The sequence below is a fragment of the Micromonospora sp. AKA38 genome (assembly GCF_027925725.1).
In the GTDB taxonomy this organism is placed as follows: domain Bacteria; phylum Actinomycetota; class Actinomycetes; order Mycobacteriales; family Micromonosporaceae; genus Micromonospora.
Genome location: NZ_BNEI01000003.1, coordinates 729056 through 750668, shown reverse-complemented (window position 1 = coordinate 750668; position 21613 = coordinate 729056). Strand labels below are relative to the sequence as shown.

The following is a 21613-nucleotide window of genomic DNA, read 5'->3' as shown; positions in this document are numbered from 1 at the left end:
ACTGGACCACGTCGGGTCTACCCGGGCGCCGATCGGCAGGACCAGGCGGGCGGCTGCGGTCGGGCGGCCCTGCGGTCGGGCGGCCCTGCGGTCGGGCGGCCCTGCGCGGCCCCGGGCCGCATCGGGGGACGACGGCCGGCGAGGGTCAGCAGGCGGAGCCGGGTCGGTCGCGGGCCAGGAAGTCGAACCGCGGCCAGGGCGACTCCTCCGCCACCGGCTGACGGTAGTAGTCGTCGCGGGACAGGAACTCCACCGGTAGCGAACCGGGCAGGGTCACCACCCCCACCGTCGGACCGGGGGAGGCCGCGACCCGGGTGGCGAGCGCGTCCCGCTCCGGCGGGGACAGGTCGACCAGATCGGAGTGGGCCAGCCGGAACCCGGCCACCGCGCGGCGTACCTGCCGGGCCAGCGCGGTGACCAGGGCGACCGGGCCGGTGAGCGCCAGCGCCGGCTGCCGGATGGTGCGCAGCGCGTCGCAGACCACCCGCAGCTCCGCCGTGTCGTCGTCGATCTCGACCAGCTCCAGCCGGGACGGCCACTGCCAGCGGATCTGACCGCTGACCAGGCGGGACAGCCGGACCTGGCGCCGGTGCCGGGCGCCGGTCGGGCCGCCCCGCCCGGGGACCAGGGACAGCTCGGAGCCGGTGCAGAGGTACGCCAGCCGCCGGTCGGTCACGGTGACCGACGCCGCGTCGGGCAACGCCCAGCAACGGACGTCCTCGGTGGGGCCGAGCAGGTGACCGGTGACCGGCAGCCGGTGCTGGGCGAGCAGCCGCTCACCGGGGTCGAGCACCAGCGCGTAGCGCCGGTCGAGCAGGGGACGGCTGGGGTCGTTGTCGGCGTCGAAGCGGTGTGGCCCGATGAAGAAGGGTGCGGCGTCCTCCGGCACGGTACGACCTCCCGGGACGGTTGGCGGTACCGGTGAGCCTGACCGATCACCGGGGCGGCTGTCATGACACCCGTTAGGGGGTCGGCCGGTCGGCCGACGCCTGTGACCGGTAGATGCCGATCTCTTCCGGTCGGACGAGGCCGTCCTCGATCGCGCGGGCGAGCAGCGCCGCCTTGGTGGCCGCCGGACGCCCGGCCCGGGTGTACTTGATCCGGGCCCGGTCCACGTACTGCTTCACGGTGTGCTCGCTGATCTGCATCCGGCGCGCCACCGACGCCTTCGACATCGACTGGAACCACAGCAGCAGCGCCTCACGCTCCTTGTCCGACAGGGACGGCCGGTCCGGCCGGGCGTCGCCGACCATCGCGCCGGCCAGTGCCGGCGGCACGTACGGGCGGTCGCTCGCCGCCGCCAGCACGGTGGCCACGCAGTGTTCCCGCCCCTCGTGCTTGGCGAGGAACGCGACCGCGCCCGCGTCCAGCGCGGCCAGCATGGTCTGCGGGTCGGTGTGTTCGGAGTAGACCACCACCCGCCGCCCGGCGGCGCTCAACTCGGCCAGCTTGTCGAGCACCATCCGCCCGTGCAGCCGCAGGTCGAGCAGCACCACCTCGGCCCCCGGCGCGGCCCGCAGCACCGTGTCGGGATCGTCGCCGGTCGCCAGCACCCGCAACCGCGGCTCGGAGGAGAGCCAGGCGCGCACCCCGTCGATCACCACGGGATGGTCGTCGACGATCGCCACCCCGACCGGCTGCCCGGCGTTCACGCCTGCCGCCAGCGGGTCTGCGTCCATCTGATCTCCCCGTCCCGCTCGTGCAGGTACGTTACCGGCCCGTTCCCCTCGGGCGGCGGCAGCGGATCGTCCGAGCCGTCGTGATCCGGTGTCACCAGGCTGACCACCACCTCGTCCGGGCCGGCGACCACCGTCAGCCGCGCCCCGCCGCGGGCGCCGGCGAGCGCCGCCGTGAGCGGGTCGGCCAGGGCCCGCCGCACGTCGACCGGCAGTTCCGGCGGCGTGCCGACCGCCACCAGCTCGATCGGCAGACCGTTCCGCTCGGCCAGGTCGGCGGCGGCCCGCAACTCGTGCAGTAGCGGGTCGGGCACGTCGTCGGACTCGGCGATCAGCCGGCGCAGCCGGGCCGCGGCCAGCACCGCGCGGCGGCGTACCGCCGGGTCGGCCGGGTCGGCGTCGCCGGCCGCCAGCGCCGCCAGCACCTCCTCGGCGGTGCCGCTGACCAGGGCGAGCCGGGCCTGCCGTTCGCTCCGGGCCCGCTCGGCGGCCTCCCGTTCGGCGGCCACGGCCAGCGTCGCCGCGGCGGTTCCGGCCCGGTCCCGGGCCAGCGCGGTGAGCGCCGCCGCGCCGGCGAAGACCGCCACCGGCAACGTGGAGGTGCCGTAGACGTACATCGCGTACCGGCTCAGGTCGGCCGGCGCGGTCGTGCCGTGCAGCACCACCGCCACCAGCGCGATCGTCGCGTGCGCGGCGAGCAGCGCCAGCAGCCAGCGCACCGGCCGCTGCCAGAGCACCAGCAGGAAGAACCAGGCCAACCCGCCCCAGACCCAGTTGGCCGTGGTGAACAGGAACCGCTCACCGGCCGCCGCGAAGACCGCCGCGTCGACCGCCAGCAGCACCGCGGCCAGCCGCCGGGACGGGGGCAGACCACCACCCAGCAGGCGTACGCCGGTGGCGACGCCGACCAGCGCGGTCACCAGCCAGCCGGCCGCCACCACCGCCGGGGCGGCCATGCCCGGCCCCGCCGCCAGCACCGCCGGCAGGCTGACCGCCAGGTGCCAGGCCAACGCGATGCCGACCGCCACGAGCCGGGCGCCCCGGTCCGACGCGTCCGCCACGGCGTGCGCCTGGGGCGCCGCCCCGGCCGTCCCGGCGCGTGCCACCGGCCGGAACCGGGGCGCCGCGCCCACCGCCGGGCCGGTGTGCACCGCGGTCCCGCCCGTCAGCGTCGTACCCGACTCAGCCGCCATCGGACCACTCCAGCCGGACCCGGGTGCCGGCGCCAGGGGCGGAAGTCACCACCGCCCGGCCGTCCACGGTGGCCATCCGCCCGTGGATCGACTCGCGCAGCCCGTACCGGTGGGCCGGGACCGTGCTCGGGTCGAAGCCGGGACCGTCGTCGGCCACCTCGACCGCCACGGCGCCGCCGACGCGGACCAGGCGCAGCGTGGTGGCCGCGCCCGGCGCGTGCCGGGCCACGTTGGCCAGCGCGGCGGCGGCGCTGTCGGCGAGCGCCGCGGCGACCTCCGCCGGCAGCCGGCACGGCGGCAGCGTCGCGGTCACCGTCAGCTCCGGCAGCCCGGCCAGCACCGTGCGCAGCCGCTCGTCGAGGTTCACCTCGCCGGGTGCGGTCCCGGTCCGCGCCCCGGCCAGGGCGCTGAGCGTACGTAGATCCGCCGCGCACCGCTCGCGCAGCGCCACGGAACTGCCTCCGACCGCGCCCAGCCCGACCATGGTCAGCGTGCCGAGCACGGTGTCGTGCAGGTCCCGGTTGTGCCGCCGCTCCGCCTCGCGGGCGGCGCGCGCCACCACCGCCTCGCGGGACAGCCGCTGGTAGCCGGCGAACGCGGCGTCGGCCCGGCCGAGCCAGCCGCGCATCACCGCGGTCATCACCGCCGCGCAGCCGGTCTGCACCAGCAGCGTGCCGGTGTGCGCGCGGGCCTCGACCGGGTTCCCGGCCAGCGTGGCGCCGGTCGCGTAGGCGGCGGTGACGAGCAGGCCGGCCGGCACCGACCAGCGGGCCGGCGCGGTGGCCTGCGCGTTGATCACGGTGGTGCTGGCCAGCACCGCCACCCAGCTCGCCTCGCCGGGCAGCACCTCCGGCGCGACGAGCCACGGCACGGCCAGCGCGGCGGCGGTGGTCAGCGCCACGTCGCCGGCCACCAACGCGCCGCCGACGCCGTGCCGGAACGCGCGGACCGCGTACCAGCCGGACCACGCGGTGAGCGCGACGACGGCCGGGACCAGCAGCGCCACCCGCACCGGCGCCGTCCGCACCGACAGGGCGACCACCGCGCCGACCAGCCCGCAGGTGAGCCGGAGCAGCGCCGGCAGCGTGGTGAAGACCAGCGTGAACGCGCTGCCGGCCGGACGGTCCAACGGGGACCGTGGCAGGGTCGTGGCGGCAGCCACCGGCATCGGAGAGGTGTCCTTCCGGCAGCGACCCGTCCGGGTCCGCACGGCAAAGATTGACGCCGGAGAATAACACGCTTTGTCAGAACCCGTCACCCTCGGTACGCGGCGCGTCGCTACCCGGCCGGCGAAAGCGGAGCTGGACCGTCCGGTTTTCGGGTCAGTCGTGCCGGCGCAGCCACTCCAGGGCCGACCCGGCGTGCCGGAGCACGGAGATGTGCCCGTCCTCGGGGAAACGGCGCAACTCGGCCGACGGGCAACGGCCGGCCAGCCACTCGGCGTGCGCCACCGGCGCGATGCCGTCGCGGTCGCCGTGCAGCAGCAGCACCGGGCGCGCCACGTCGGCCGGATCGAAACCCCACGGCCGCACGTACGCCAGATCGTCGTCGATCAGCCCACCTTTACCGGACGCGACCGCCGGGCCGACCACACTGTCGAACCAGGACCACTCGGCGCGCAGCGCGGCCAGGTCGGTGTCGGTGAACCCGAAATCGTACGACTCGTCGGCGGCCTCGTGCGCCTCCTTGGCGGCCCGTCCCGCGGCGGCGGCCCGCAGCGACGCCGCCCCGGACGGCGCCATGCCGGCGAACCAGTCCAGCCCGGCCGCGCCGTACGGCGCCAGCCCGGCGCCGACCACCACCGCGACCACCCGCTCCGGCAGCAGCGCGCCGCAGGCCAGCGCGTGCGGGCCGCCGCCGGAGTGACCCATCACGGCGAACCGGTCGAGGCCCAACGCGTCGGCCACCGCGGCCACGTCGGACGCCGCCGACGCGACGTCGCGATCCGGCAGCGGGGTGGAGCCGCCGTAACCGGGCCGGTCGTGCGACACCCAGCGCAGCCCGAGGCGGTCGGCGGCGGCGAACAGCGGGGCCGGCGGGGCGCCGACGTTCGGCGTGCCGTGGTGCCAGAACACGGGCAGCCGGCCCGCCCCGCCGGTGTCGTAGACGTGCAGGACGCGGCCGTCGGGCCGGCGGAGATCCGTCTCGGTCACCATGGACGGACCCTAGCGGCGACCGCCGACACTCCCACCCGCGCGGATGCGGATGTGGTGCACTTTCCGGATGGCCCCACCGCCGGCACCTCTTCCGCCCGACGTCGACGCGCGACTCGCCCACGAGCGCAACGCCTGGCTGTGCACGCTGCGCCCGGACGGCTCCCCGCACCTGACGCCGGTCTGGTTCGTCCACGCCGACGACGTCTGGTGGGTCGGCTGCGAGGCCGGCAGCGTCAAGGCCCGGAACGTGGCGGCGGACCCGCGCGTCTCCCTGGCGCTGGAGGGTGGCGACCACCCGGTCGTCGCGGAGGGCGCCGCCCGGCTGCACCACGGCGACTTCCCACCCGCCGTCGTCGCCGCCTTCGCCGACAAGTACGCGGGTTGGGACATCCGGAAACCCGTCACGCCGGACGGGGCACGGGTCCTGCTGGAGATCCCGGTCCGGCGGTGGCTGCTCGCCGGCACGGCACGCTAGCGCCTCGGACCTGCGGGCATCTCATGTGCGCGCCGGTCGTGGTAGACCGGTACGAGAGTCCGGACGGGGAGGACGACAGTGGAACAGCGTGCCTTCTGGCTCGACGAGAACGTCGATCGGGAGCGCGGTGCCGCCGGGCGCGGTCGCTTCGAGAACGAGGTGCTCCGGCGTACCGATGAATTCGCCGCCACGTGGGGTGACATCGCGCCGGTCGCCTTCGCCGCGACGGCCTGGCGGCTCGCCACCGGGCTGACACCCGGCTACGTCCGCTGGCACCGGCGGATCGTGTCGGCGACCTGCGCGCCGAGCCCGTGGGACGGCAGCCTGATCGGTGCCGTGTCGGTGGTCTCCCGATGGCCGGCCGAACTCACCTGGACCCGGCAGTGGCAACGCGACCGGGGATGGCGGGACTGGCCGCAGTTGTTCGGCCAGTACACGACGCCGACCGACCAGGACCTGACGCGCAGTCCGCACCTGCGCGCCACGCTTCAGGTGGAGGCGCCGATCCCGCTCGGGGACCTGCCGCCCGCTCCCGACGGTCCGGAGGATTCGGTGGCCTCCGCGGCCCGGCGGGCGGTCGTCGTGCTGACGCGGGAACTCAACGAACTGCTTGGCCCGGTGATCGGTCAACTGGAGGCCGGCGTGCCGGCGAAGGGTGCCTGACCCGTCCTGAAACGAGACCGACCGTCGGTCAGTCCGGCCTGGGGGCGAACGGATTGCGACGGGGTTGCCGCAGCTCCCGGTCCGCCGCGCAGAGGTGGCTCCAGGCGGCGCCCGCCACCGAGGCCAGATCCGGCAGCGCGCTGCCCCACCTCGGCGCGCGGTCGCTGAGGTGATCGAGGTAGCGCTGGTGGACCACCATCTCGCGGTACCGTCGGTCGTGCCGCCAGAGCGCGTACGGCTGCTCGCGCAGCCACCCGCAGGCCGCATCGCCCTCGGCGATCAGATCCGCGGTCGGCGGCAGCGTTGGAAGCGGCTCGTCGCTCTGCCGGTCGCCATACTGCCGGAGGTAGGCCAGGTATCCGTCCTCGTCCCGAGGATGGGCGACGTGGACGCCGAGGACGACGGTGAGTGCTACGGCGAGCACGCCGGCCACCGCGAGTCCCAGCACCGTTCGCAGGTGTCTGCGCGTGCGGCTCTGTATGCGGCTCCGCATGCGGCGATGATAGGTCGAGACGATCGCGCCCGCGGACCCCGAGGATCCTGTATGTCGACCGAACCGGAGCCGGGCCTCGCGCCCGAACACGTGGGACCCCGCCATACCAAGGACGAGCCGATCATGATGACGGTCGACGGGCAGGAGTTTCGGGTCAGAAGGCGGCTCGGGCGGCCCGCCGTCTACGACTTCGACTGGTTGAGTGGGCCGCACGACTACGGCTTCACCAGTTCCGGTCCGGCGATGACCCGGGCGGAGATGGAGGAGGCCATCCGCGCCTTCCTCCGGGACATCGACCCGGTCACCGGCTACCTGCGGGAGTAGCGGTCGTGCGTCCTGCGCTGGGCGTGGACGAGCCAGGCGGTTTGCTCGACGTGTCGCGGGGTCACCTCAGGGCGGCGGCCAGCTGGATGCGCACCTTTAATCCGGCCGGGGATAACCCGGCCGGATGTCCAAAGGAATGATTAGTCGCGCACCCGTACGACGCAGTACGTGGTGTCGGGAGTCGCCGGTACGGACAACCGCGCGTTGACCGCGTACAGGCTTGAGCCGAAGGAGACCACAGCCGACGGCTCGTCGAGGTCGCAGTCCCGGATCACGTCGATCGGCGTGGCCCGGGTGAGCTGCTCGTTGAGACGGAACTTGGCGATCACGCTGTTCCGGTTGCGCACCACGTACAGCGTGCGCCCCCGGAGCAGGAGACCGTCGCCGTTGGCGACCGACACACCGCCCGTGCTGATCCGGGCGGCCATGCCCGCGCGGGGATCGAAGCAGTAGAGCCGGCCGGTCCTGGCCTGCACCACGATGAGCTTGCCCGCCCAGGCGGCGACGATGCCCGTGTTGCAGGCGTCGGGGTCACCGAGCCCGGCCGGCAACGGCAGCGCGCGTACGCCCGACTGCCCGGGCAGCGACCCGTGGCGGCCGAACTCGACGCAGTAGACCTTGGCCTTCTCCGAGTCGGTGAAGAACACGGCCTTGTCCGTGGCGGCCACGCCGTCGATGAACCCGCCGCCGAAGTCGTACGTCGCCAGGCACTCGCCTGTCGACTCACGGTAGACGGCCGCGCCGCCCATGTTGCCGCAGGCCGCCCAGATCCGGCCCCGTTCGACGGCCAATCCCGTCGCCTGGGTGCCGGCCACCGGCGGCACGAGCAGCATTCCGTGGCCGGTGCGCAGGTCGGCGCACCAGATACAACCGTCGGCCATCGAGCTGACGTAGATCTTCGTGCCGGTGCCGCGGGCGATGCCCTCCGGGCAGAACCCGTTCGGCAGGTTGATCACCGAGGGATATCGGCCGTTCCGGTGGTGGGCCGATGCCGGCGCCGCGCCGATGGCGACCCCGACGGGCGCGGCAACGGCCGCGGCCAAGAGCGTTCGTCTGTGCACTGTCGTGCTCCTTCGCTAGGCGAGCGAACACATATATGGATACCTGTGGATCAAATGCCGGAGCTACCTCGTCATTGCTCGGCAGGCGGCCGCACGGAGCCTCGCATGTCGAACTCGCCGATCGGCCGCGAAGCATCTGCGCAGAGATTCGCGCATGCTGGCGGCTTTCCATTCTTTCCCAGAAACGGGAATGCCATCGGGTCGACGATCGCCTGCGGCATTCTCAACCTGGCTCATTTACCTGCTGGTGTCGGTGGCACCGCAGGAGCGGTGGGGTAAGCATCACCCGAGCGTGCAGGCGGGATCGAACCCCGCACCCTTGCCCCTTGCGCAAGAGTGCTCCGTCTGTTGAGCTACCAGCATCATTGCCGCACGAACGCGGCCGGCACCGTGGCATGCGTGGTCAGAACGTCAGGCCGTTTCTCCGTAGCCGGACTGCTCGATCGGTTCGGAGTGGCGCGCATGGGGACCGATCTCGTCGGAGTGAACGAGGCCATCCTCAATGGCTCGTGCCAACAGTGCTGCCTTGGTCGCAGCGGGTCGGCCGGTCCGGGCGTACTTGATCCGGGCTCGATCGATATATTGCTTGACGGTGTGTTCGCTGATTCTCATTCGGCGTGCCACCGATGCCTTCGACATTGACTGAAACCAGAGCAACAGGGCCTCGCGTTCCTTGGGAGATAGAACCGGCCGGTCGGCACTCTGGTCGGCAGCGATCGCTCCAGCCAGGACGGGTGGCACGTAGGGCTGATCGCTGGCCGCTGCAAGTAGTGCCTGGACAAAGTGCTCGCGCGACTCATGCTTGCCAAGAAAGGTGATTGCGCCTGCCTCCAGCAGCGACATGGCAGTATCAGGGCTCGTGTCTTCTGAGTAGACCACCACTCGCCTACCTGCCCTACTAAGTTCGGCGATTTTGTCGATCACCAATCGACCGCCCGACCGCAAGTCGAGCAGGATCACGTCGACTGGTGACTGTTCATCGGCGAGCAAAGTCTCTAGGTCCGCGCCGGTCGAGCGCAGCGCCAGCCGAGGTTCGGCGGCAAGCCACGAGCGAGCGCCTTCGATTACCATCGGATGCTGATCAACGATTGCCACGCTGATGCGGGATTGTGGCGGTGCTTCCTCATCGTCGGGCGGCACTGTTGACTGGTCGGTCGGTCCGGTTGTCTCCCGTTGAGGATCGGTCGGTTTTGTGCGCTGCGACGATGCCAGCGTATGCGTAGCCGACTTGTTGCGATAGTTTGCAATGAACCTGACCGGTTCGGGCGTTTCTCGGCCGAGCTTTTGATCCAGTACGAGGCGCAGTCGGGCGGCTGCCACATGCTCTGCGGTTATGTCACGCTGCTGGGTCATAGCGATGGCCGCCCTCACTGTTACCCGAGAGATCGCTCAAGAGTTCGTCGAGCACACGACCTTGGAACACATCGATCAGCAGGCACTCATCGCGCTTCGCCAAGTCGGACTGGGCGAGCTTGGTCAGCAGCTTGAGTCCTGTGACCCGCTTTACCGGAGCATCATCTAGTGCGAGTTCTGCCGCCCAGGTGAAGCGCCTCCACCATTCCTCACGACGCCCTGCCAGCTCCCGCTGTTCGGTCGCCCGATCAGACCCGTGCACGGACAGTCGGACTCCGATCAAGGCACCGGCCGCAGTCATCAAACCGACCACGACCGCCATACCGGCCTGCAACCAGGTATTCACCATCTCGTCCCGGGCTGTTGAGGTTTGGAGATAGATGCTACTGCCATAGGCGATGGACTGATATCCCACGAGGGGGCCGTGGCTGCCGCAACGATCGTGCGGGTGGTCGGCGACCGTCGTGGCATGGCGATCGCTGCCGTGCCGGCTTCGCTGACTTGCCTTCAGGAGAGATGTTCCAGGCACCCGGCAAACAGCCATCACCGTGGAAGTGCTGCGGCTGGGCACGGGTGACGCGGTGGGCTCCGAGTGGGGCGGGCCCCCGTCACCCAACAGTGCCGGCCAACGTTTCCGCAGCTAAGAAGGTGTGCGCCCGGCAGGATTCGAACCTGCGGCCTTGGGATTAGAAGTCCCCTGCTCTATCCGCTGAGCTACGGGCGCGCGTCGACGATCGTCGCGCCAAGAGGGTACCGCCGGCCCCGGCCCGGCCGGGGGTACGGGTCGGCGCGTCCACGTCGCCGCCCAGCGTGCCACGCCGGTGCCCGGACCGGCATCCCCGTTCCGGCGGGTCCCGGCCCGGCGACCGTATCTCGATCCGTACCCTCGGCGGATGCTGCTCGACCAGGACACCGAAAACGAGATCATCTTCGCGCTGTGCCAGCACCTCGGACGGGCCATCCTGCCCGTCTCCGGGGCGACAGGACCGGGGGCTCCGGCCGGCACGGTCGGTACCGCGTTCTTCTACAGCGAGCTGGTCGGCGCGACAGACGACGGGGAGATCGCGCACGAGTGGCTGCTCACCGCCGACGCGCTCACCGACCGGGCGTACGGGGAGATCGGGCTGCGGCCCAGCGTCACCGAGCCGGCCGAGGGTGCGGACGAGCCGATCGAGCTGGCCGGCTTCGCCGACCACTGGCTGCACCTGCCGGAGCTGGGGCTGGCCGCGATGCCCACCGGTGGGCTGCACGGCTACGCCGACGACCGGGGCTGGCGCTGGCGTACCCAGCAGGTGACCGAGGCGGTCGCCGCGCCGGCCGACGCGGTGGCCCGGATCGGTGCGACGCCCAACTCGGCGTTCGTGCTGGCCCTGGGCGTCGCCGAGGACGGGTCACGGCCGTTGGAGGCGGTGGCCGAGCGGGTCGCCCGGCACGGCGACTCGGTGCGGGTGACCACCGAGCTGCCCACCGGTTACGTGGGCGCGCCCGTCTTCGCGGTCGAGGCCGGGCCGGACGGCGGGCCGGTGCCGCACTGCCTGGGTGTGCTGCTGCCGTCCCGCGACGGTGGGCACCCGGTCGCCACGTTCGACCGGATCCGGTCCGCGCTCGTCGAGGTCGTCGACGGCTGACCGGTACGGGCCGGGCCCGCGCCGGCGACGGGATTGTCGGGTCGGCCGCCGGTTCAGCCTTCGGCGGTGGCGCCGGCCGGTTCGTCGGCCGGCCGGCGCGGGGCCGGTGGCGCGGTCTCCGGCTCGGTCGGGCCCACCCGGAGGAAACCCTCCGCCCAGCGCCCGACCTCCGCGAAGACCTTTTCGCGTACGGCGGGACTGGACAGCGTGAGGTCGTGCAACCCGCCGTCGAAGCGGGCCAGGGTGACGTGCCGGCCGAGCCGGGGCGCCCAGCGGACCATGTGCTCCACGTCGAGCACCGCGTCGGCCCCGGTGGCGCTGTCGTGCCACTTCGTGCCCCGGAAGGTGCGGGTGGAGCAGGCCAGCAGCACCGGCACGGGAATGTCCAGGCCGGCGCGTAGCCGGCGCTGGCCGGTGCGGATCGCGTTGAGCCAGCCGGCCCGGACCGGGAACCCGGCGAGCGGCTTCCACTCCAGGTCGTAGCGCCACTCGCCACGGTGGTCGGCGTGCAGGCTCTCGCCGTACACGGTGCCGAGCCCGAACGGCAGGATGCGCTGCGGCGCCCGGCGGCCCAGGCGGGAGACGGCGGCCGCGAGGGGTCGACGGACCACCCAGGGGGCGTTGATGTCGAAGAAGGGACTGTTCAGCACGATGCCGTCGACCAGGCCGGCGTCGCGGCGGGCGTCCGCCCAGAGCGAGATGATCAGCCCGCCGGTGGAGTGGCCCATGGCGAGCAGGGTCTCGTGCCCCTCCTCGGCGCGGATGATCTCCGCGGCGGCGTCCAGCTCGGGGAAGTAGTCGCTCAGGTCACGGCAGAAGTTCGGGGTCTGGTGCGGCAGCAGGCTGCGGCCGTACTTCCGCAGGTCGAGGGCGTAGAAGTCCCAGCCGCGCTCGGCGAAGAAGTCGGCCACGTGGGTCTGGAAGAAGTAGTCGACGAAGCCGTGCACGTAGAGCACGGCGCGGCCGGTCGGCCGGTCGGCCCGCCGGCGGACCAGGGTCGCGACCACCGGCCCCTCGTCGTCGGTGCCCAACTCGATGGTGCGCCGCTCGTAGGGCGCCCCCAGCACGTCCGGTTCCACGACCGCGACGGTACGCCGCCGAGCTACCCGGCGGTAGGGGTGTAAGGAGGGGGCCCGGCTTAACGCATTCGGTAGAGGCGGGGGCCCCGCTTGACAGCGACCTGTCGAGCGGGGCCCCCGCCTGACCGGAAACGGTGGTGGCCCGCCCGCCGGCACCGTGCGGGCGGGCGTACCGGAATCAGGCGGTTTCGGCGTCCTCGCGCTCGCCCACCTGGAGCGGGACGGCCGCGGGCTGCTCCGTCGGGCGCAGGTGCTTGTTGCTGCGCGGCTCCTGCCGGGTCTTCGCGTCGTTGAGCTTGCGGCGCAGATCGTCCCGGACGTCGTTGAGCGCGGCGTGCAGGTCCTCCTCGGTCGAGGTGGTCACGATCTTCTGCCGGCCGGCGACCCAGCACTCCAGCGTCACCTTCTGACCCCGGGCCTCGCGGTCCTTGACCGACACCTCCAGCTCGGTGGCGTCGGCGTGGAAGCTGGCGAGTCGGGCGTCAAGCGTCCCGAACTGCTCGGCGATCCAGTTGCGGTCACCCTGGGAGAACCCGGCGCCGACCCGCAGGCACTCGGCCACGGTCGCGGGGTTCGCCACGGCGCTCATCGCGCTGCCTCGCGGACGTCTCGGAGAAGCATCGGCGCTCCCTTTCTCTCGGTTGATCATTACTTACCCAGCCGGCGGGTTTCCGGAACGCCCCGCGCCGGTCACTTTCCGATCATGTGTCCCCGCAGTTCGACGCCGTAGGGGCCATCGGCCTAGCAGATCGGGACCTTGATCAGGCGGTTGTCCACAAGGCGGTCCGTCATCCACAGGCGGGAGCCGGCGGGTGGCCCGGGCGGGTCGTCCCGGCCCACGCTCTCCCGGACAAGCCGATCCCTGGGAGGGGCGATGTTCGATACCTACGTCACGATCGTCGGCAACGTGCTGACCGCGCCGGAGTGGCGGCGGACCACGCAGAGCGGAACGCTGGTGGCCAACTTCAAGGTCGCCTCGACCGCCCGCCGGCTCGACCGGGACAGCGGCCGCTGGGTCGACGGCAACAGCCTGCGGGTCCGCGTCAACTGCTGGCGACGCCTGGCCGAGGGCGTGGCCGCCTCGGTGGCGGTGGGCGATCCGGTGATCGTCGCCGGCCGCCTCTACACCCGGGACTGGACCGACGAGGCCGGTAACCACCGCACGCTCTACGAGCTGGAGGCGGTCGCGGTCGGGCACGACCTGTCCCGGGGCCGGTCGCGCTTCCTGCGCAACCAGCCACGCGCGGCCACCAGCTCGGTCGAGGACGCCGAGGCGGAGCAGCGGGTGCACGGCGAGGCGACCGAGCCGGTGCCCGACGAGCAGGTGCCGGCCCGGTTCGACGACCGGCCGCTCGACGACGACTTTCCGCCGCCGGAGTTCGGGCCGGCACGGGTCGGCCTCACCGGCACGCTGGACCGGGTGATCGAACTCGACCCGTTCGACGACCGGCCCGCCGGCCCGGGGACCGGCGGCGGGACGCGGCCGGGCGGCGGCCCGACCGCCGGCCGGGACACCCGGCTCGGTGGACCGGGGGTGGGCGAGGACGACGAGCTGGCCGCCGAGGAGGGGGACGGGCCGGCGCTGGCCGAGGACGACGAGTTGGCCGAGATCGAGCTGCCGGCCGAGGCCGAGCTGCCGACCGAGGACGGGTCGGGCGGTGCGGGGTCGGCCGGTGCGGCGTCCGCCGGCGGGGCTGCCTCGGGCCGTCGCGGCCGGCGGCGTACGCCGGTGCCTGCGTGAGCGGCCGGCGGCGTACGCCGGTGCCTGCCTGAGCGGCCGGCCGGGCAACGGGCAACGGGGGTGCGGGGTGGCGGCGTCGGCGCTGCCACCCCGCGGCACGGCCCGCTCCGGACCGCCGGTACGGCTAGGCTGGCCGGCCGGAGGTGGTGACGGGTGCGGCAGGCGACCGCGATGGCGAACGCGACCGGGCTGGTGGCGGGATACGCGCTCGACGCGCTGTTCGGCGACCCGCGCCGGTTGCATCCGGTGGCCGGCTTCGGCCGCGCCGCCGGTACGCTGGAGCGGCGGGTCTACCGTCCGGACCGCGCGGCCGGCGTCGTGTTCACCGCGCTCGCGGTCGGCGCGCCGGTGCTGCTCGGGGCCGCCGCCGGGCGCGTCACCCGACGGCATCCGGTGGCACGGGCCGCGCTGGTGGCCGCCGGCACCTGGACGGTGCTCGGCGGGCGGACGCTGCGGCACGAGTCCCGGGTGATGGCGCGGGCACTGCGCCGGGCCGACCTGCCCGCCGCGCGGGCCCGCCTCGGTCATCTCTGCGGACGGGACCCGTCGACGCTCGACGAACCGGAGCTGGCCCGGGCCACCGTCGAGTCGGTCGCCGAGAACACCTCCGACGCGGTGGTCGCGCCGCTGGTCTGGGGCGCGGTCGCGGGGCTTCCCGGCCTGCTCGGCTACCGGGCGGCGAACACGCTCGACGCGATGGTCGGTCACCGCTCGCGCCGGTACGCCCGCTTCGGCACCCCGGCCGCCCGGCTGGACGATCTGCTCAACCTGGTGCCGTCCCGGCTGACCGGGCTGCTCACCGTGGCCGTCGCGCCGGTGGCGCACGGGAACCGCGCCGCCGCGTGGCACGTGTGGCGACGGGACCGGGCCGACCATCCGAGCCCGAACGCCGGGCAGTGCGAGGCGGCGATGGCCGGTGCGCTCGGCGTCCGGCTGGGCGGGCGCAACGTGTATTTCGGTCGCTCGGAGACGCGGCCGTTCCTCGGTGACGGGCCTCGACCGGAGGCGCGGCACCTGCAGCGGGCCGCCCGGGTCTCCGGCGCGGTGGGGTTGGCCGCGCTCGGCCTGGCCGCGCTCTACCCGGTGACGGTGGGTCGGCTCGCCGGTGCCGCCGGCCGGGCCGCGCTGCGCACGGTGGCCGGCTGGTCGGCGGTGGCCGGCTCCCGGGCGGTGGCCGGGGCTTCGCCGGCGGGATCGGTCGCCAACCGGGGGAGCGGGCGGTGAGCGGCGGGCTGCTGGTCGCCGGCACCACCTCCGACGCCGGCAAGAGCGTGCTCACCGCCGGCATCTGTCGCTGGCTGCGCCGCCGGGGTGTCCGGGTCGCCCCGTTCAAGGCGCAGAACATGTCCAACAACTCGGCGGTGGTGGTCGGCCCGGACGGCCGGGGCGGCGAGCTGGGCCGGGCGCAGGCGATGCAGGCCGCCGCCGCCGGGCTCGCCCCCGACCTGCGCTTCAACCCGGTGCTGCTCAAGCCGGGAAGCGACCTCGCCAGCCAGGTGGTGCTGCTCGGTGAGGCGGTCGACACGGTCACCGCCGGCAACTACCACGCGTTGCGCCCCCGGCTCGCCGCCGCCGCGTACGCGGCGCTGGCCGAGCTGCGCGCCGAGTACGACGTGGTGATCTGCGAGGGCGCGGGCAGCCCGGCGGAGATCAACCTGCGGGCCGGCGACTACGTCAACATGGGGCTGGCCCGGCAGGCCGGCCTGCCGGCGATCGTGGTCGGCGACATCGACCGGGGCGGCGTGTTCGCCTCGATGTTCGGCACCGTGGCGCTGCTCGACGCCGCCGACCAGGCGCTCGTCGCCGGCTTCGTGATCAACAAGTTCCGGGGCGATCTCGGGTTGCTCCGCCCCGGGCTGGACATGCTGCACCGGGTCACCGGCCGCCCCACGTATGGGGTGCTGCCCTGGGCGTTGGACCTGTGGCTGGACGCGGAGGACTCGCTCGCGTACGGGCGGGTGCTCGGGCGGCCGGCGGCGCCGCGCGGCACCGACTGGCTCGACGTGGCAGTCGTCCGGCTGCCCCGGGTCAGCAACGCCACCGACGTGGAGGCGCTCGCCACCGAGCCCGGGGTCCGGGTGCGGCTGACCGTCGAACCGGCCGAGCTGGCCGCCGCGGACCTGGTGGTGCTGCCCGGCTCGAAGTCGACGGTCGCCGACCTGGCCTGGCTGCGGGAGACCGGCCTGGCCGACGCGGTCCTCGGGCACGCCGCCGCCGGCCGTCCGCTGCTCGGCATCTGCGGCGGGTTCCAGATGCTCGGCCGGGCGATCCACGACCCGGTGGAGAGCCGTCGGGGCAGCGTCCCCGGCCTCGGCCTGCTGCCGGTCGAGGTCACGTTCGACAGGCGCAAGACGGTCCGCCGGGCCGAGGGCACGGCGGCCGGCGACACGGACGTGCCGGTGGACGGGTACGAGATCCACCACGGTCGGGTCTCCGCCGCCGACCCGGGCCTGCCGCCGCTGCTGCGGTACGCCGACGGCACCGGCGAGGGCGCCCGGCTCGGCGCGGTGTACGGCACGCACTGGCACGGCGCGTTCGAATCCGACGCGTTCCGTCGCCGGTTCCTCGCCGAGGTCGCCGGCGTGGCCGGCCGGACCGGCTTCAAGGTCGCGCCGGACACGTCGTTCGCGGCGGCCCGGGAACGGACCCTGGACCTGCTCGGCGACCTGGTGGAGGAGCACCTCGACACCGACGCGTTGTGGCGGTTGATCGAGTCCGGCCCGCCGCCGGGCCTGCCGTTCGTGCCACCCGGCGCACCCGACTGAACCGCCGCGTCGGGCCGCCGGCACCGGTCGCCGCGAACGGGCGACCACGAATGCAGCCGGCTGCCGCGAACGGGCGGCGGGGTGGCTCAGACGCGTACGTCGGCCGGGCGGTCGGACATCGGCAGCCCGGCCTCCCGCCAGCCCTGCACGCCGCCGATCATGTCGGTCGCCTGACGCAGCCCGAGCGTCTGGAGGCTGGCGGCGGCCAGGCTGGAGCTGTAGCCCTGGCGGCACACGACCACGATCTCGCGGTCGTACCCGATGGCCTCCGGGATACGCCACGCGCTGGCCGGGTCGAGCCGCCATTCCAGCACCGTGCGGTCGATGACGATCGCGCCGGGCAGCTCGCCCTCCTCGCGACGCTGCGTCTCGGTGCGGGTGTCGATCAGCAGCGCCCCGTTGCGGACCGCCTCGACGGTCTCGTGCGGGGTGAGCCGGCGGAGGCCGGCGCGGGCCTGTTCCAGGAGGGCGTCGACGCCCGGACACATCACGTCATGGAGCACCCCCAGATCATGCCCACCGGGCCGCCGCGCCGCCCGGTGAAACGGCCCGCCGGGTCGCAGGATCCAGCGGACGGGGGAACGTTAGCGTCGGTCGGGTGACCGTCGAGGTGGTCGAGGCGTACGCCGGGTTGGTCCGCCGGGTGCTGGCCGGGCCGGCGCGGTTGGGGCGTACCCGGCTGGTGGCGGTCGACGGGCCGAGCGGCGCGGGCAAGAGCGTGTTCGCGACGCGCCTCGCGGACGCGTTCGCGGCGGTTCCGGGCGGCGTCCGGCCGCCCTTGGTCCGCACCGACGACCTGCTCGACGGATGGGACGACCAGCTCACGTTCTGGACCCGCCTGGAGGAGTGGGTGCTCGGCCCGGTACGGGCCGGGCGGGCGGGCGGCCACCGCCGGTACAGCTGGGTCCGCCGTCGCTTCCTGGACCGGGTGGTGCCGGTGCCGGCCGGGCCGGTGCTGATCGTCGAGGGGGTGAGCGCGGCGCGTGCCGCGGTGCGCCCCGAGCTGACGCTGTCGGTGCTGGTGACCGCGCCGGCCGAGCTGCGGCTGGCCCGGGCGCTGGCCCGCGACGGGGTCCAGGTGCTGCCGGAGCTGCGTCGCTGGCACGCCGGGGAGCGGGCGCACTTCACCGCGGACGGCACCGCGGCGGCGGTGGACCTGGTGGTGAACGGTGCGCCCGACCTGCCGCACGACGCGGACCGCTACTTCGTGCGCCTCGGCCGGCGACCGGGCTGGGAGGGCGTGGCCGGGTAAGGCCGGCATACGATTCCGGTCATGACCACTCCGATCATCTCCGAGTCCGACGTGCGGGCCGCCGTCGAGCGGGAACTGCCCGGTGTCCGTGCCGACCTGGAACGACTCGTCCGCATTCCGGGCATCGCCTTCGAGGGCTTCGACCACTCGCACGTGGAGCGCTCCGCCGAGGCGGTGGCGGAGCTGCTGCGCGGCTGCGGCCTCGACACCCGGATCGTCCGTTCCGGCGGCCAGCCGGCGGTGATCGGGACGAAGGCGGCCCCGCCCGGCGCGCCCACCGTGCTGCTCTACGCCCATCACGACGTGCAACCGGTCGGGGACCTGTCGCTGTGGGAGTCCGACCCGTTCGAGCCGGTGGAGCGCGACGGCCGCCTCTACGGTCGGGGCGCCGCCGACGACAAGGCCGGGATCATGGCGCACGTGGCCGCGCTGCGCGCGTTCGGCGACCGGCTCCCGGTGGGCGTGGTGCTGTTCGTCGAGGGCGAGGAGGAGTACGGCTCGGACTCGTTGGAGCGGCTGCTCGCCGAGCACCGGGACGACCTCGCCTCGGACGTCATCGTGATCGCCGACTCCACCAACTGGGACGTCGGTGTGCCGGCGCTGACCACCTCGCTGCGCGGCATCGTCAACTGCTTCGTGGAGGTGCGCACGCTCGACCACGCGGTGCACAGCGGCATGTTCGGCGGCGCCGTGCCGGACGCGCTGACCGCGCTGGTGAGGCTGCTCGGCACGCTGCACGACGACGCCGGCGACGTCGCGGTGGACGGCCTGGCCGGCCGCGAGGGCGCCGTCGTCGACTACCCGGAGGACCGGTTCCGCGCGGAGGTCGGCCTGGTCGACGGCGCGCGGTTGTTCGGCACCGGCCGGATCACCGACCGGCTCTGGACGAAGCCGGCGCTGGCGATCCTCGGCATCGACGCGCCGGCCACCGGCGAGGCACCGAACGCGCTGGTCCCGGCCGCGAAGGCGAAGCTGAGCGTACGGCTGGCGCCGGGCGACGACCCGAAGAAGGCGTACGCCGCGCTGACCGCGCACCTGGAGCGGAACGCGCCGTGGGGCGCGCAGGTGACGGTGACGTTCGAGCACGACGGCGCGCCGTGCGTGATCGACGCCAGCGGGCCGATGTTCGACGCGGCGCGGGCCGCGTTCCGGGGTGCCTGGGACGGCACCGACCCGGTCGACATCGGGGTGGGTGGCTCGATCCCGTTCATCGCCACGTTCCAGGAGATGTTCCCGCGGGCGGCGATCCTGGTGACCGGCGTGGAGGACCCGCACGCCCGGGCGCACGGCCCGAACGAGAGCCTCCACCTGGGGGAGTTCGCCCGGGTCTGCCTGGCCGAGGCGCTGCTGCTGGCCAAGGTGGCCGAGGCGGGCCGCGTCTGACCGGCGGACGTCGGCAGGCACGGTGGCCGGTGTGGTCAGGGCGGCCGGCGCCGTCACGATGCCCGGCTGCGTCACGGCGCCGGGCTCTGCGTCACGGTGGCCGGCTCTGCGTCACGGTGCCGGCCGTCACGGTGGGTGATGAAAGGGCGAGGCGATGCGGTCGGAAGCGATATGCCTGACGGTCATAATTATGCCTCTGCGGTATATCGCCTTCGACCCACCTCATCGCCCGGTCGCGCCGCGCCCGGTGTCGAAACCGTAACTTCGGGATGGATGTCGGAGTTTGCGGTGTGTCGGCGAGCTGGGTGTTATAGCCTTTCGAACATGCGTACGAACGACGAGATGGTGCGGCTCCAGGCCGCCGTCCGTGCTCTGGGGGACGTCGACGTCTCCGCGTGGCCCGAGGCCACGCTCAAGGAACAGCTCGGTGAGCTCTCTGCCACGCTGGTCACGCTCGACGCGCTGCTCACCCGGGTCGCCGACGGCGTGCGCGGGCGCGGCCTGCGCGTGGAGGAGCCGGTCTCGGCCTGACCCTCCCGCCCGGCCGCGCGATCCGCCCGGCTGCGCAACCCGCGCGATCCGGCCGACCGGAAGATCCGCGCGATCCGGCCGACCGCGCGATCCGCGCGATCCGGCCGACCGCGCGATCCGCGCGAGCCGACCGGCCGCGCGATCGGCTCGGCGGGGCGATTCGGCCGGCCCGGCGCACCCGATGCGGTGGGCCGGGCCGCCGGAAGCGCCCCGCTGTCACAGGTGACTGGCAGGATGTGGGCGTGCGTTTCGCGGAGCTGGCGGCCACCTCGGCCGCGGTCGGTGCCACCGGTGGTCGGCGGGCCAAGGTGGAGCTGCTGGCCGCCGCACTGCGCGGGCTCGACCCGGCCGAGATCGCGGCCGGCGCCGGCTATCTCGCCGGTGAGCTGCGCCAACGACAGACCGGCGTCGGTTGGGCGGGGCTGCGTGACCTGCCGCCACCGGCCGCCGCGCCGACGCTGACCGTGTCCGGCGTCGACGCGGCGATCGAGGAGATCTCCCGGGTCGGCGGCACCGGCTCCCAGGCCCGCCGGCGGGAGCTGGTCGGCCGGCTCTTCGCCGCCGCGACCGCCGACGAGCAACGCCTGCTGGTCGGGCTGTTCCGGGGGGAGCTGCGTCAGGGCGCCCAGGCCGGTCTGCTCGCCGAGGCGGTGGCCCGGGCCGCCGAGGTGCCGGTCACGGTCGTCCGGCGGGCCCTGCTGCTCGCCGGCGACCTGCGGGCGGTGGCGGTCGCGGCGCTCACCGGCGGCGCCGCCGCGCTGGCCGGGTTCGGGCTCCAGGTGGGCCGCCCGCTCGCGCCGATGCTGGCCCAGAGTGCGCCCTCGGTCGACGAGGCGCTGACCGCCACCGGCACGCCGGCGGTGGTCGACGTCAAGCTCGACGGCATCCGCATCCAGGTGCACCGTTCCGGGCAGGACATCGCGGTGTTCACCCGCAGCCTCGATGAGATCACCGGCCGGCTGCCCGAGGTGGTGGCCGCCGTCCGCGCGTTGCCCGCCCGGGAGCTGGTGCTCGACGGCGAGGCGATCGGGCTGGACGCCGCCGGCCGGCCGCTGCCGTTCCAGCAGACGTCGAGCCACGCGGCCCGGCGCACCACGCCCAGCACCACCGGCCGCACCCCGGTCGCGCCGGCCGTGCTCGCCGCTGCCGAGCGTGCCGGCGAGCCGGTGCTCACGCCGTACTTCTTCGACCTGCTGCACCTCGACGGCGCCGACCTGATCGACCTGCCCGGGCGGGAGCGGTGGGCGACGCTGGCCCGCGCGGTCGACCCGGCGCTGCTGGTCGGCCGGGTGGAGGTGGACGACGCGGCGCAGGCCGCGGCGGCGTTCGCCGCGGCGGTCGACGCCGGCCAGGAGGGGGTGGTCGTCAAGGACCCGGCCGCGCCCTACGACGCCGGGCGGCGCGGCGCGGCCTGGGTCAAGGTCAAGCCCCGGCACACGCTCGACCTGGTGGTGCTGGCGGTGGAGTGGGGCAGCGGCCGGCGCCAGGGCTGGCTGTCCAACCTGCACCTCGGCGCCCGCGACCCGGGCACCGGCGAGTTCGTCATGCTCGGCAAGACGTTCAAGGGGTTGACCGACGAGCTGCTGCGTTGGCAGACCGAGCGGTTCCTGGCGCTGGCCGTGGAGAAGGGTGACTGGGTGGTCCGGGTGTGGCCGGAGCAGGTGGTCGAGATCGCCTTCGACGGGGTGCAGACCAGCAGCCGCTACCCGGGCGGGATGGCGCTGCGCTTCGCGCGCGTGGTGCGCTACCGGGACGACAAGACCGCCGCCGAGGCGGACACGATCGACGCGGTCCGGGCGATCCACGCCGGCCGGGTCACCGGCTGAGCCGGCCGGCCCGG

At 74.0% G+C, this 21613-nt stretch carries 22 protein-coding genes, 1 tRNA gene and 1 pseudogene; 11 read left to right on the top strand and 13 right to left on the bottom strand.

Going from position 1 to position 21613, the window contains the following annotated elements; genetic code table 11:
* Positions 1-145: 145 nt before the first annotated feature.
* From TPA0908_RS11960 to TPA0908_RS11940, 5 genes are all read right to left on the bottom strand, one after another.
* Positions 146-889, bottom strand: a complete 744-nt coding sequence (locus tag TPA0908_RS11960) for a hypothetical protein (protein ID WP_281937434.1) — start codon at positions 887-889, stop codon at positions 146-148.
* Positions 890-962: 73 nt separating this feature from the next.
* Positions 963-1679, bottom strand: coding sequence for a response regulator transcription factor (locus TPA0908_RS11955; protein ID WP_107157094.1), 717 nt, complete (start codon positions 1677-1679; stop codon positions 963-965).
* Complete coding sequence (locus tag TPA0908_RS11950) at positions 1649-2869, bottom strand: hypothetical protein (protein ID WP_281937430.1); 1221 nt, start codon at positions 2867-2869, stop codon at positions 1649-1651. Before TPA0908_RS11950 ends, TPA0908_RS11955 begins: the two co-directional genes overlap by 31 nt.
* A complete protein-coding gene (locus TPA0908_RS11945) occupies positions 2859-4037 on the bottom strand; it encodes a sensor histidine kinase (protein WP_281937428.1) in 1179 nt (392 codons plus the stop codon). The genes TPA0908_RS11950 and TPA0908_RS11945 overlap by 11 nt, the downstream gene beginning before the upstream one ends.
* A gap of 154 nt (positions 4038-4191) precedes the next feature.
* On the bottom strand, positions 4192-5025 hold the full coding sequence (locus tag TPA0908_RS11940) for an alpha/beta fold hydrolase (RefSeq protein WP_281937426.1): 834 nt from the start codon (positions 5023-5025) through the stop codon (positions 4192-4194).
* A 67-nt stretch (positions 5026-5092) separates the two neighbouring features.
* On the opposite strand from TPA0908_RS11940, the gene TPA0908_RS11935 reads away from it, so the two are divergent.
* Both TPA0908_RS11935 and TPA0908_RS11930 read left to right on the top strand, forming a co-directional pair.
* The gene (locus TPA0908_RS11935; RefSeq protein ID WP_281937424.1) at positions 5093-5500 is read left to right on the top strand and encodes a TIGR03618 family F420-dependent PPOX class oxidoreductase; all 408 of its coding nucleotides are present in this window, start codon (positions 5093-5095) and stop codon (positions 5498-5500) included.
* A gap of 78 nt (positions 5501-5578) precedes the next feature.
* On the top strand, positions 5579-6163 hold the full coding sequence (locus TPA0908_RS11930; RefSeq protein WP_281937422.1) for a hypothetical protein: 585 nt from the start codon (positions 5579-5581) through the stop codon (positions 6161-6163).
* Positions 6164-6191: 28 nt separating this feature from the next.
* On the opposite strand, the gene TPA0908_RS11925 is transcribed toward TPA0908_RS11930, so the two are convergent.
* On the bottom strand, positions 6192-6656 hold the full coding sequence (locus TPA0908_RS11925; protein ID WP_281937420.1) for a hypothetical protein: 465 nt from the start codon (positions 6654-6656) through the stop codon (positions 6192-6194).
* A gap of 51 nt (positions 6657-6707) precedes the next feature.
* On the opposite strand from TPA0908_RS11925, the gene TPA0908_RS11920 reads away from it, so the two are divergent.
* A complete protein-coding gene (locus TPA0908_RS11920) occupies positions 6708-6980 on the top strand; it encodes a hypothetical protein (protein ID WP_281937418.1) in 273 nt (90 codons plus the stop codon).
* A gap of 140 nt (positions 6981-7120) precedes the next feature.
* Here the strand turns inward: TPA0908_RS11920 and TPA0908_RS11915 are convergent, their stop codons facing one another.
* The 4 genes from TPA0908_RS11915 to TPA0908_RS11900 form a co-directional block, all read right to left on the bottom strand.
* Positions 7121-8041, bottom strand: coding sequence for an NHL repeat-containing protein (locus tag TPA0908_RS11915; protein ID WP_281937416.1), 921 nt, complete (start codon positions 8039-8041; stop codon positions 7121-7123).
* A gap of 411 nt (positions 8042-8452) precedes the next feature.
* Positions 8453-9181 carry a response regulator transcription factor gene (locus tag TPA0908_RS11910; protein WP_308447832.1) on the bottom strand — a complete coding sequence of 243 codons (729 nt, stop codon included), beginning with the start codon at positions 9179-9181 and terminating at the stop codon, positions 8453-8455.
* A gap of 196 nt (positions 9182-9377) precedes the next feature.
* On the bottom strand, positions 9378-9965 hold the full coding sequence (locus TPA0908_RS11905) for a hypothetical protein (protein WP_281937412.1): 588 nt from the start codon (positions 9963-9965) through the stop codon (positions 9378-9380).
* A gap of 80 nt (positions 9966-10045) precedes the next feature.
* Positions 10046-10118: transfer RNA gene (locus TPA0908_RS11900), tRNA-Arg, on the bottom strand.
* Positions 10119-10287: 169 nt separating this feature from the next.
* On the opposite strand from TPA0908_RS11900, the gene TPA0908_RS11895 reads away from it, so the two are divergent.
* Positions 10288-11022, top strand: coding sequence for a hypothetical protein (locus TPA0908_RS11895; protein ID WP_281937411.1), 735 nt, complete (start codon positions 10288-10290; stop codon positions 11020-11022).
* A 53-nt stretch (positions 11023-11075) separates the two neighbouring features.
* Here the strand turns inward: TPA0908_RS11895 and TPA0908_RS11890 are convergent, their stop codons facing one another.
* Positions 11076-12101 (bottom strand): alpha/beta hydrolase, encoded by a 1026-nt coding sequence (locus tag TPA0908_RS11890; RefSeq protein WP_281937409.1) that lies wholly within the window; start codon positions 12099-12101, stop codon positions 11076-11078.
* A 178-nt stretch (positions 12102-12279) separates the two neighbouring features.
* A complete protein-coding gene (locus TPA0908_RS11885) occupies positions 12280-12690 on the bottom strand; it encodes an HPF/RaiA family ribosome-associated protein (protein ID WP_107162685.1) in 411 nt (136 codons plus the stop codon).
* Between the two features lie 285 nt (positions 12691-12975).
* Between TPA0908_RS11885 and ssb the strand changes: the two genes are divergently transcribed.
* The 3 genes and pseudogenes from ssb to TPA0908_RS11870 form a co-directional block, all read left to right on the top strand.
* A complete protein-coding gene (gene ssb, locus TPA0908_RS11880; protein ID WP_281937405.1) occupies positions 12976-13842 on the top strand; it encodes a single-stranded DNA-binding protein in 867 nt (288 codons plus the stop codon).
* Positions 13843-13995: 153 nt separating this feature from the next.
* A complete protein-coding gene (locus tag TPA0908_RS11875; protein WP_374709202.1) occupies positions 13996-15066 on the top strand; it encodes a cobalamin biosynthesis protein in 1071 nt (356 codons plus the stop codon).
* A pseudogene (locus tag TPA0908_RS11870) lies at positions 15063-16795 on the top strand (cobyric acid synthase); the annotation flags it as partial. The gene TPA0908_RS11875 and the pseudogene TPA0908_RS11870, both read left to right, overlap by 4 nt.
* Here the strand turns inward: TPA0908_RS11870 and TPA0908_RS11865 are convergent.
* On the bottom strand, positions 16694-17095 hold the full coding sequence (locus tag TPA0908_RS11865; protein WP_281938558.1) for a rhodanese-like domain-containing protein: 402 nt from the start codon (positions 17093-17095) through the stop codon (positions 16694-16696). The pseudogene TPA0908_RS11870 and the gene TPA0908_RS11865 overlap by 102 nt on opposite strands.
* A 110-nt stretch (positions 17096-17205) precedes the next feature.
* Here TPA0908_RS11865 and TPA0908_RS11860 point away from each other — a divergent pair, with 110 nt between their 5' ends.
* From TPA0908_RS11860 to TPA0908_RS11845, 4 genes are all read left to right on the top strand, one after another.
* Positions 17206-17859 (top strand): uridine kinase family protein, encoded by a 654-nt coding sequence (locus TPA0908_RS11860; protein WP_281937401.1) that lies wholly within the window; start codon positions 17206-17208, stop codon positions 17857-17859.
* Positions 17860-17880: 21 nt separating this feature from the next.
* Positions 17881-19242: a dipeptidase gene (locus TPA0908_RS11855; RefSeq protein ID WP_281937399.1), complete on the top strand. Its 1362-nt coding sequence runs from the start codon at positions 17881-17883 to the stop codon at positions 19240-19242.
* A gap of 324 nt (positions 19243-19566) precedes the next feature.
* The gene (locus tag TPA0908_RS11850; RefSeq protein WP_174530387.1) at positions 19567-19773 is read left to right on the top strand and encodes a hypothetical protein; all 207 of its coding nucleotides are present in this window, start codon (positions 19567-19569) and stop codon (positions 19771-19773) included.
* A 242-nt stretch (positions 19774-20015) separates the two neighbouring features.
* Positions 20016-21599, top strand: a complete 1584-nt coding sequence (locus TPA0908_RS11845; protein ID WP_281937397.1) for an ATP-dependent DNA ligase — start codon at positions 20016-20018, stop codon at positions 21597-21599.
* The last annotated feature ends 14 nt before the right edge of the window (positions 21600-21613 follow it).

Excerpts from the sequence above, each read along its gene's own strand:
- TPA0908_RS11955 (WP_107157094.1), bottom strand. The coding sequence starts at position 1,679 with ATGGACGCAGACCCGCTGGCGGCAGGCGTGAACGCCGGGCAGCCGGTC.
- TPA0908_RS11950 (WP_281937430.1), bottom strand. The coding sequence starts at position 2,869 with ATGGCGGCTGAGTCGGGTACGACGCTGACGGGCGGGACCGCGGTGCAC.
- TPA0908_RS11945 (WP_281937428.1), bottom strand. The coding sequence starts at position 4,037 with ATGCCGGTGGCTGCCGCCACGACCCTGCCACGGTCCCCGTTGGACCGT.
- TPA0908_RS11940 (WP_281937426.1), bottom strand. The coding sequence starts at position 5,025 with ATGGTGACCGAGACGGATCTCCGCCGGCCCGACGGCCGCGTCCTGCAC.
- TPA0908_RS11935 (WP_281937424.1), top strand. The coding sequence starts at position 5,093 with ATGGCCCCACCGCCGGCACCTCTTCCGCCCGACGTCGACGCGCGACTC.
- TPA0908_RS11925 (WP_281937420.1), bottom strand. The coding sequence starts at position 6,656 with ATGCGGAGCCGCATACAGAGCCGCACGCGCAGACACCTGCGAACGGTG.
- TPA0908_RS11920 (WP_281937418.1), top strand. The coding sequence starts at position 6,708 with ATGTCGACCGAACCGGAGCCGGGCCTCGCGCCCGAACACGTGGGACCC.
- TPA0908_RS11895 (WP_281937411.1), top strand. The coding sequence starts at position 10,288 with ATGCTGCTCGACCAGGACACCGAAAACGAGATCATCTTCGCGCTGTGC.
- TPA0908_RS11885 (WP_107162685.1), bottom strand. The coding sequence starts at position 12,690 with ATGAGCGCCGTGGCGAACCCCGCGACCGTGGCCGAGTGCCTGCGGGTC.
- ssb (WP_281937405.1), top strand. The coding sequence starts at position 12,976 with ATGTTCGATACCTACGTCACGATCGTCGGCAACGTGCTGACCGCGCCG.
- TPA0908_RS11865 (WP_281938558.1), bottom strand. The coding sequence starts at position 17,095 with ATGTGTCCGGGCGTCGACGCCCTCCTGGAACAGGCCCGCGCCGGCCTC.
- TPA0908_RS11855 (WP_281937399.1), top strand. The coding sequence starts at position 17,881 with ATGACCACTCCGATCATCTCCGAGTCCGACGTGCGGGCCGCCGTCGAG.
- TPA0908_RS11850 (WP_174530387.1), top strand. The coding sequence starts at position 19,567 with ATGCGTACGAACGACGAGATGGTGCGGCTCCAGGCCGCCGTCCGTGCT.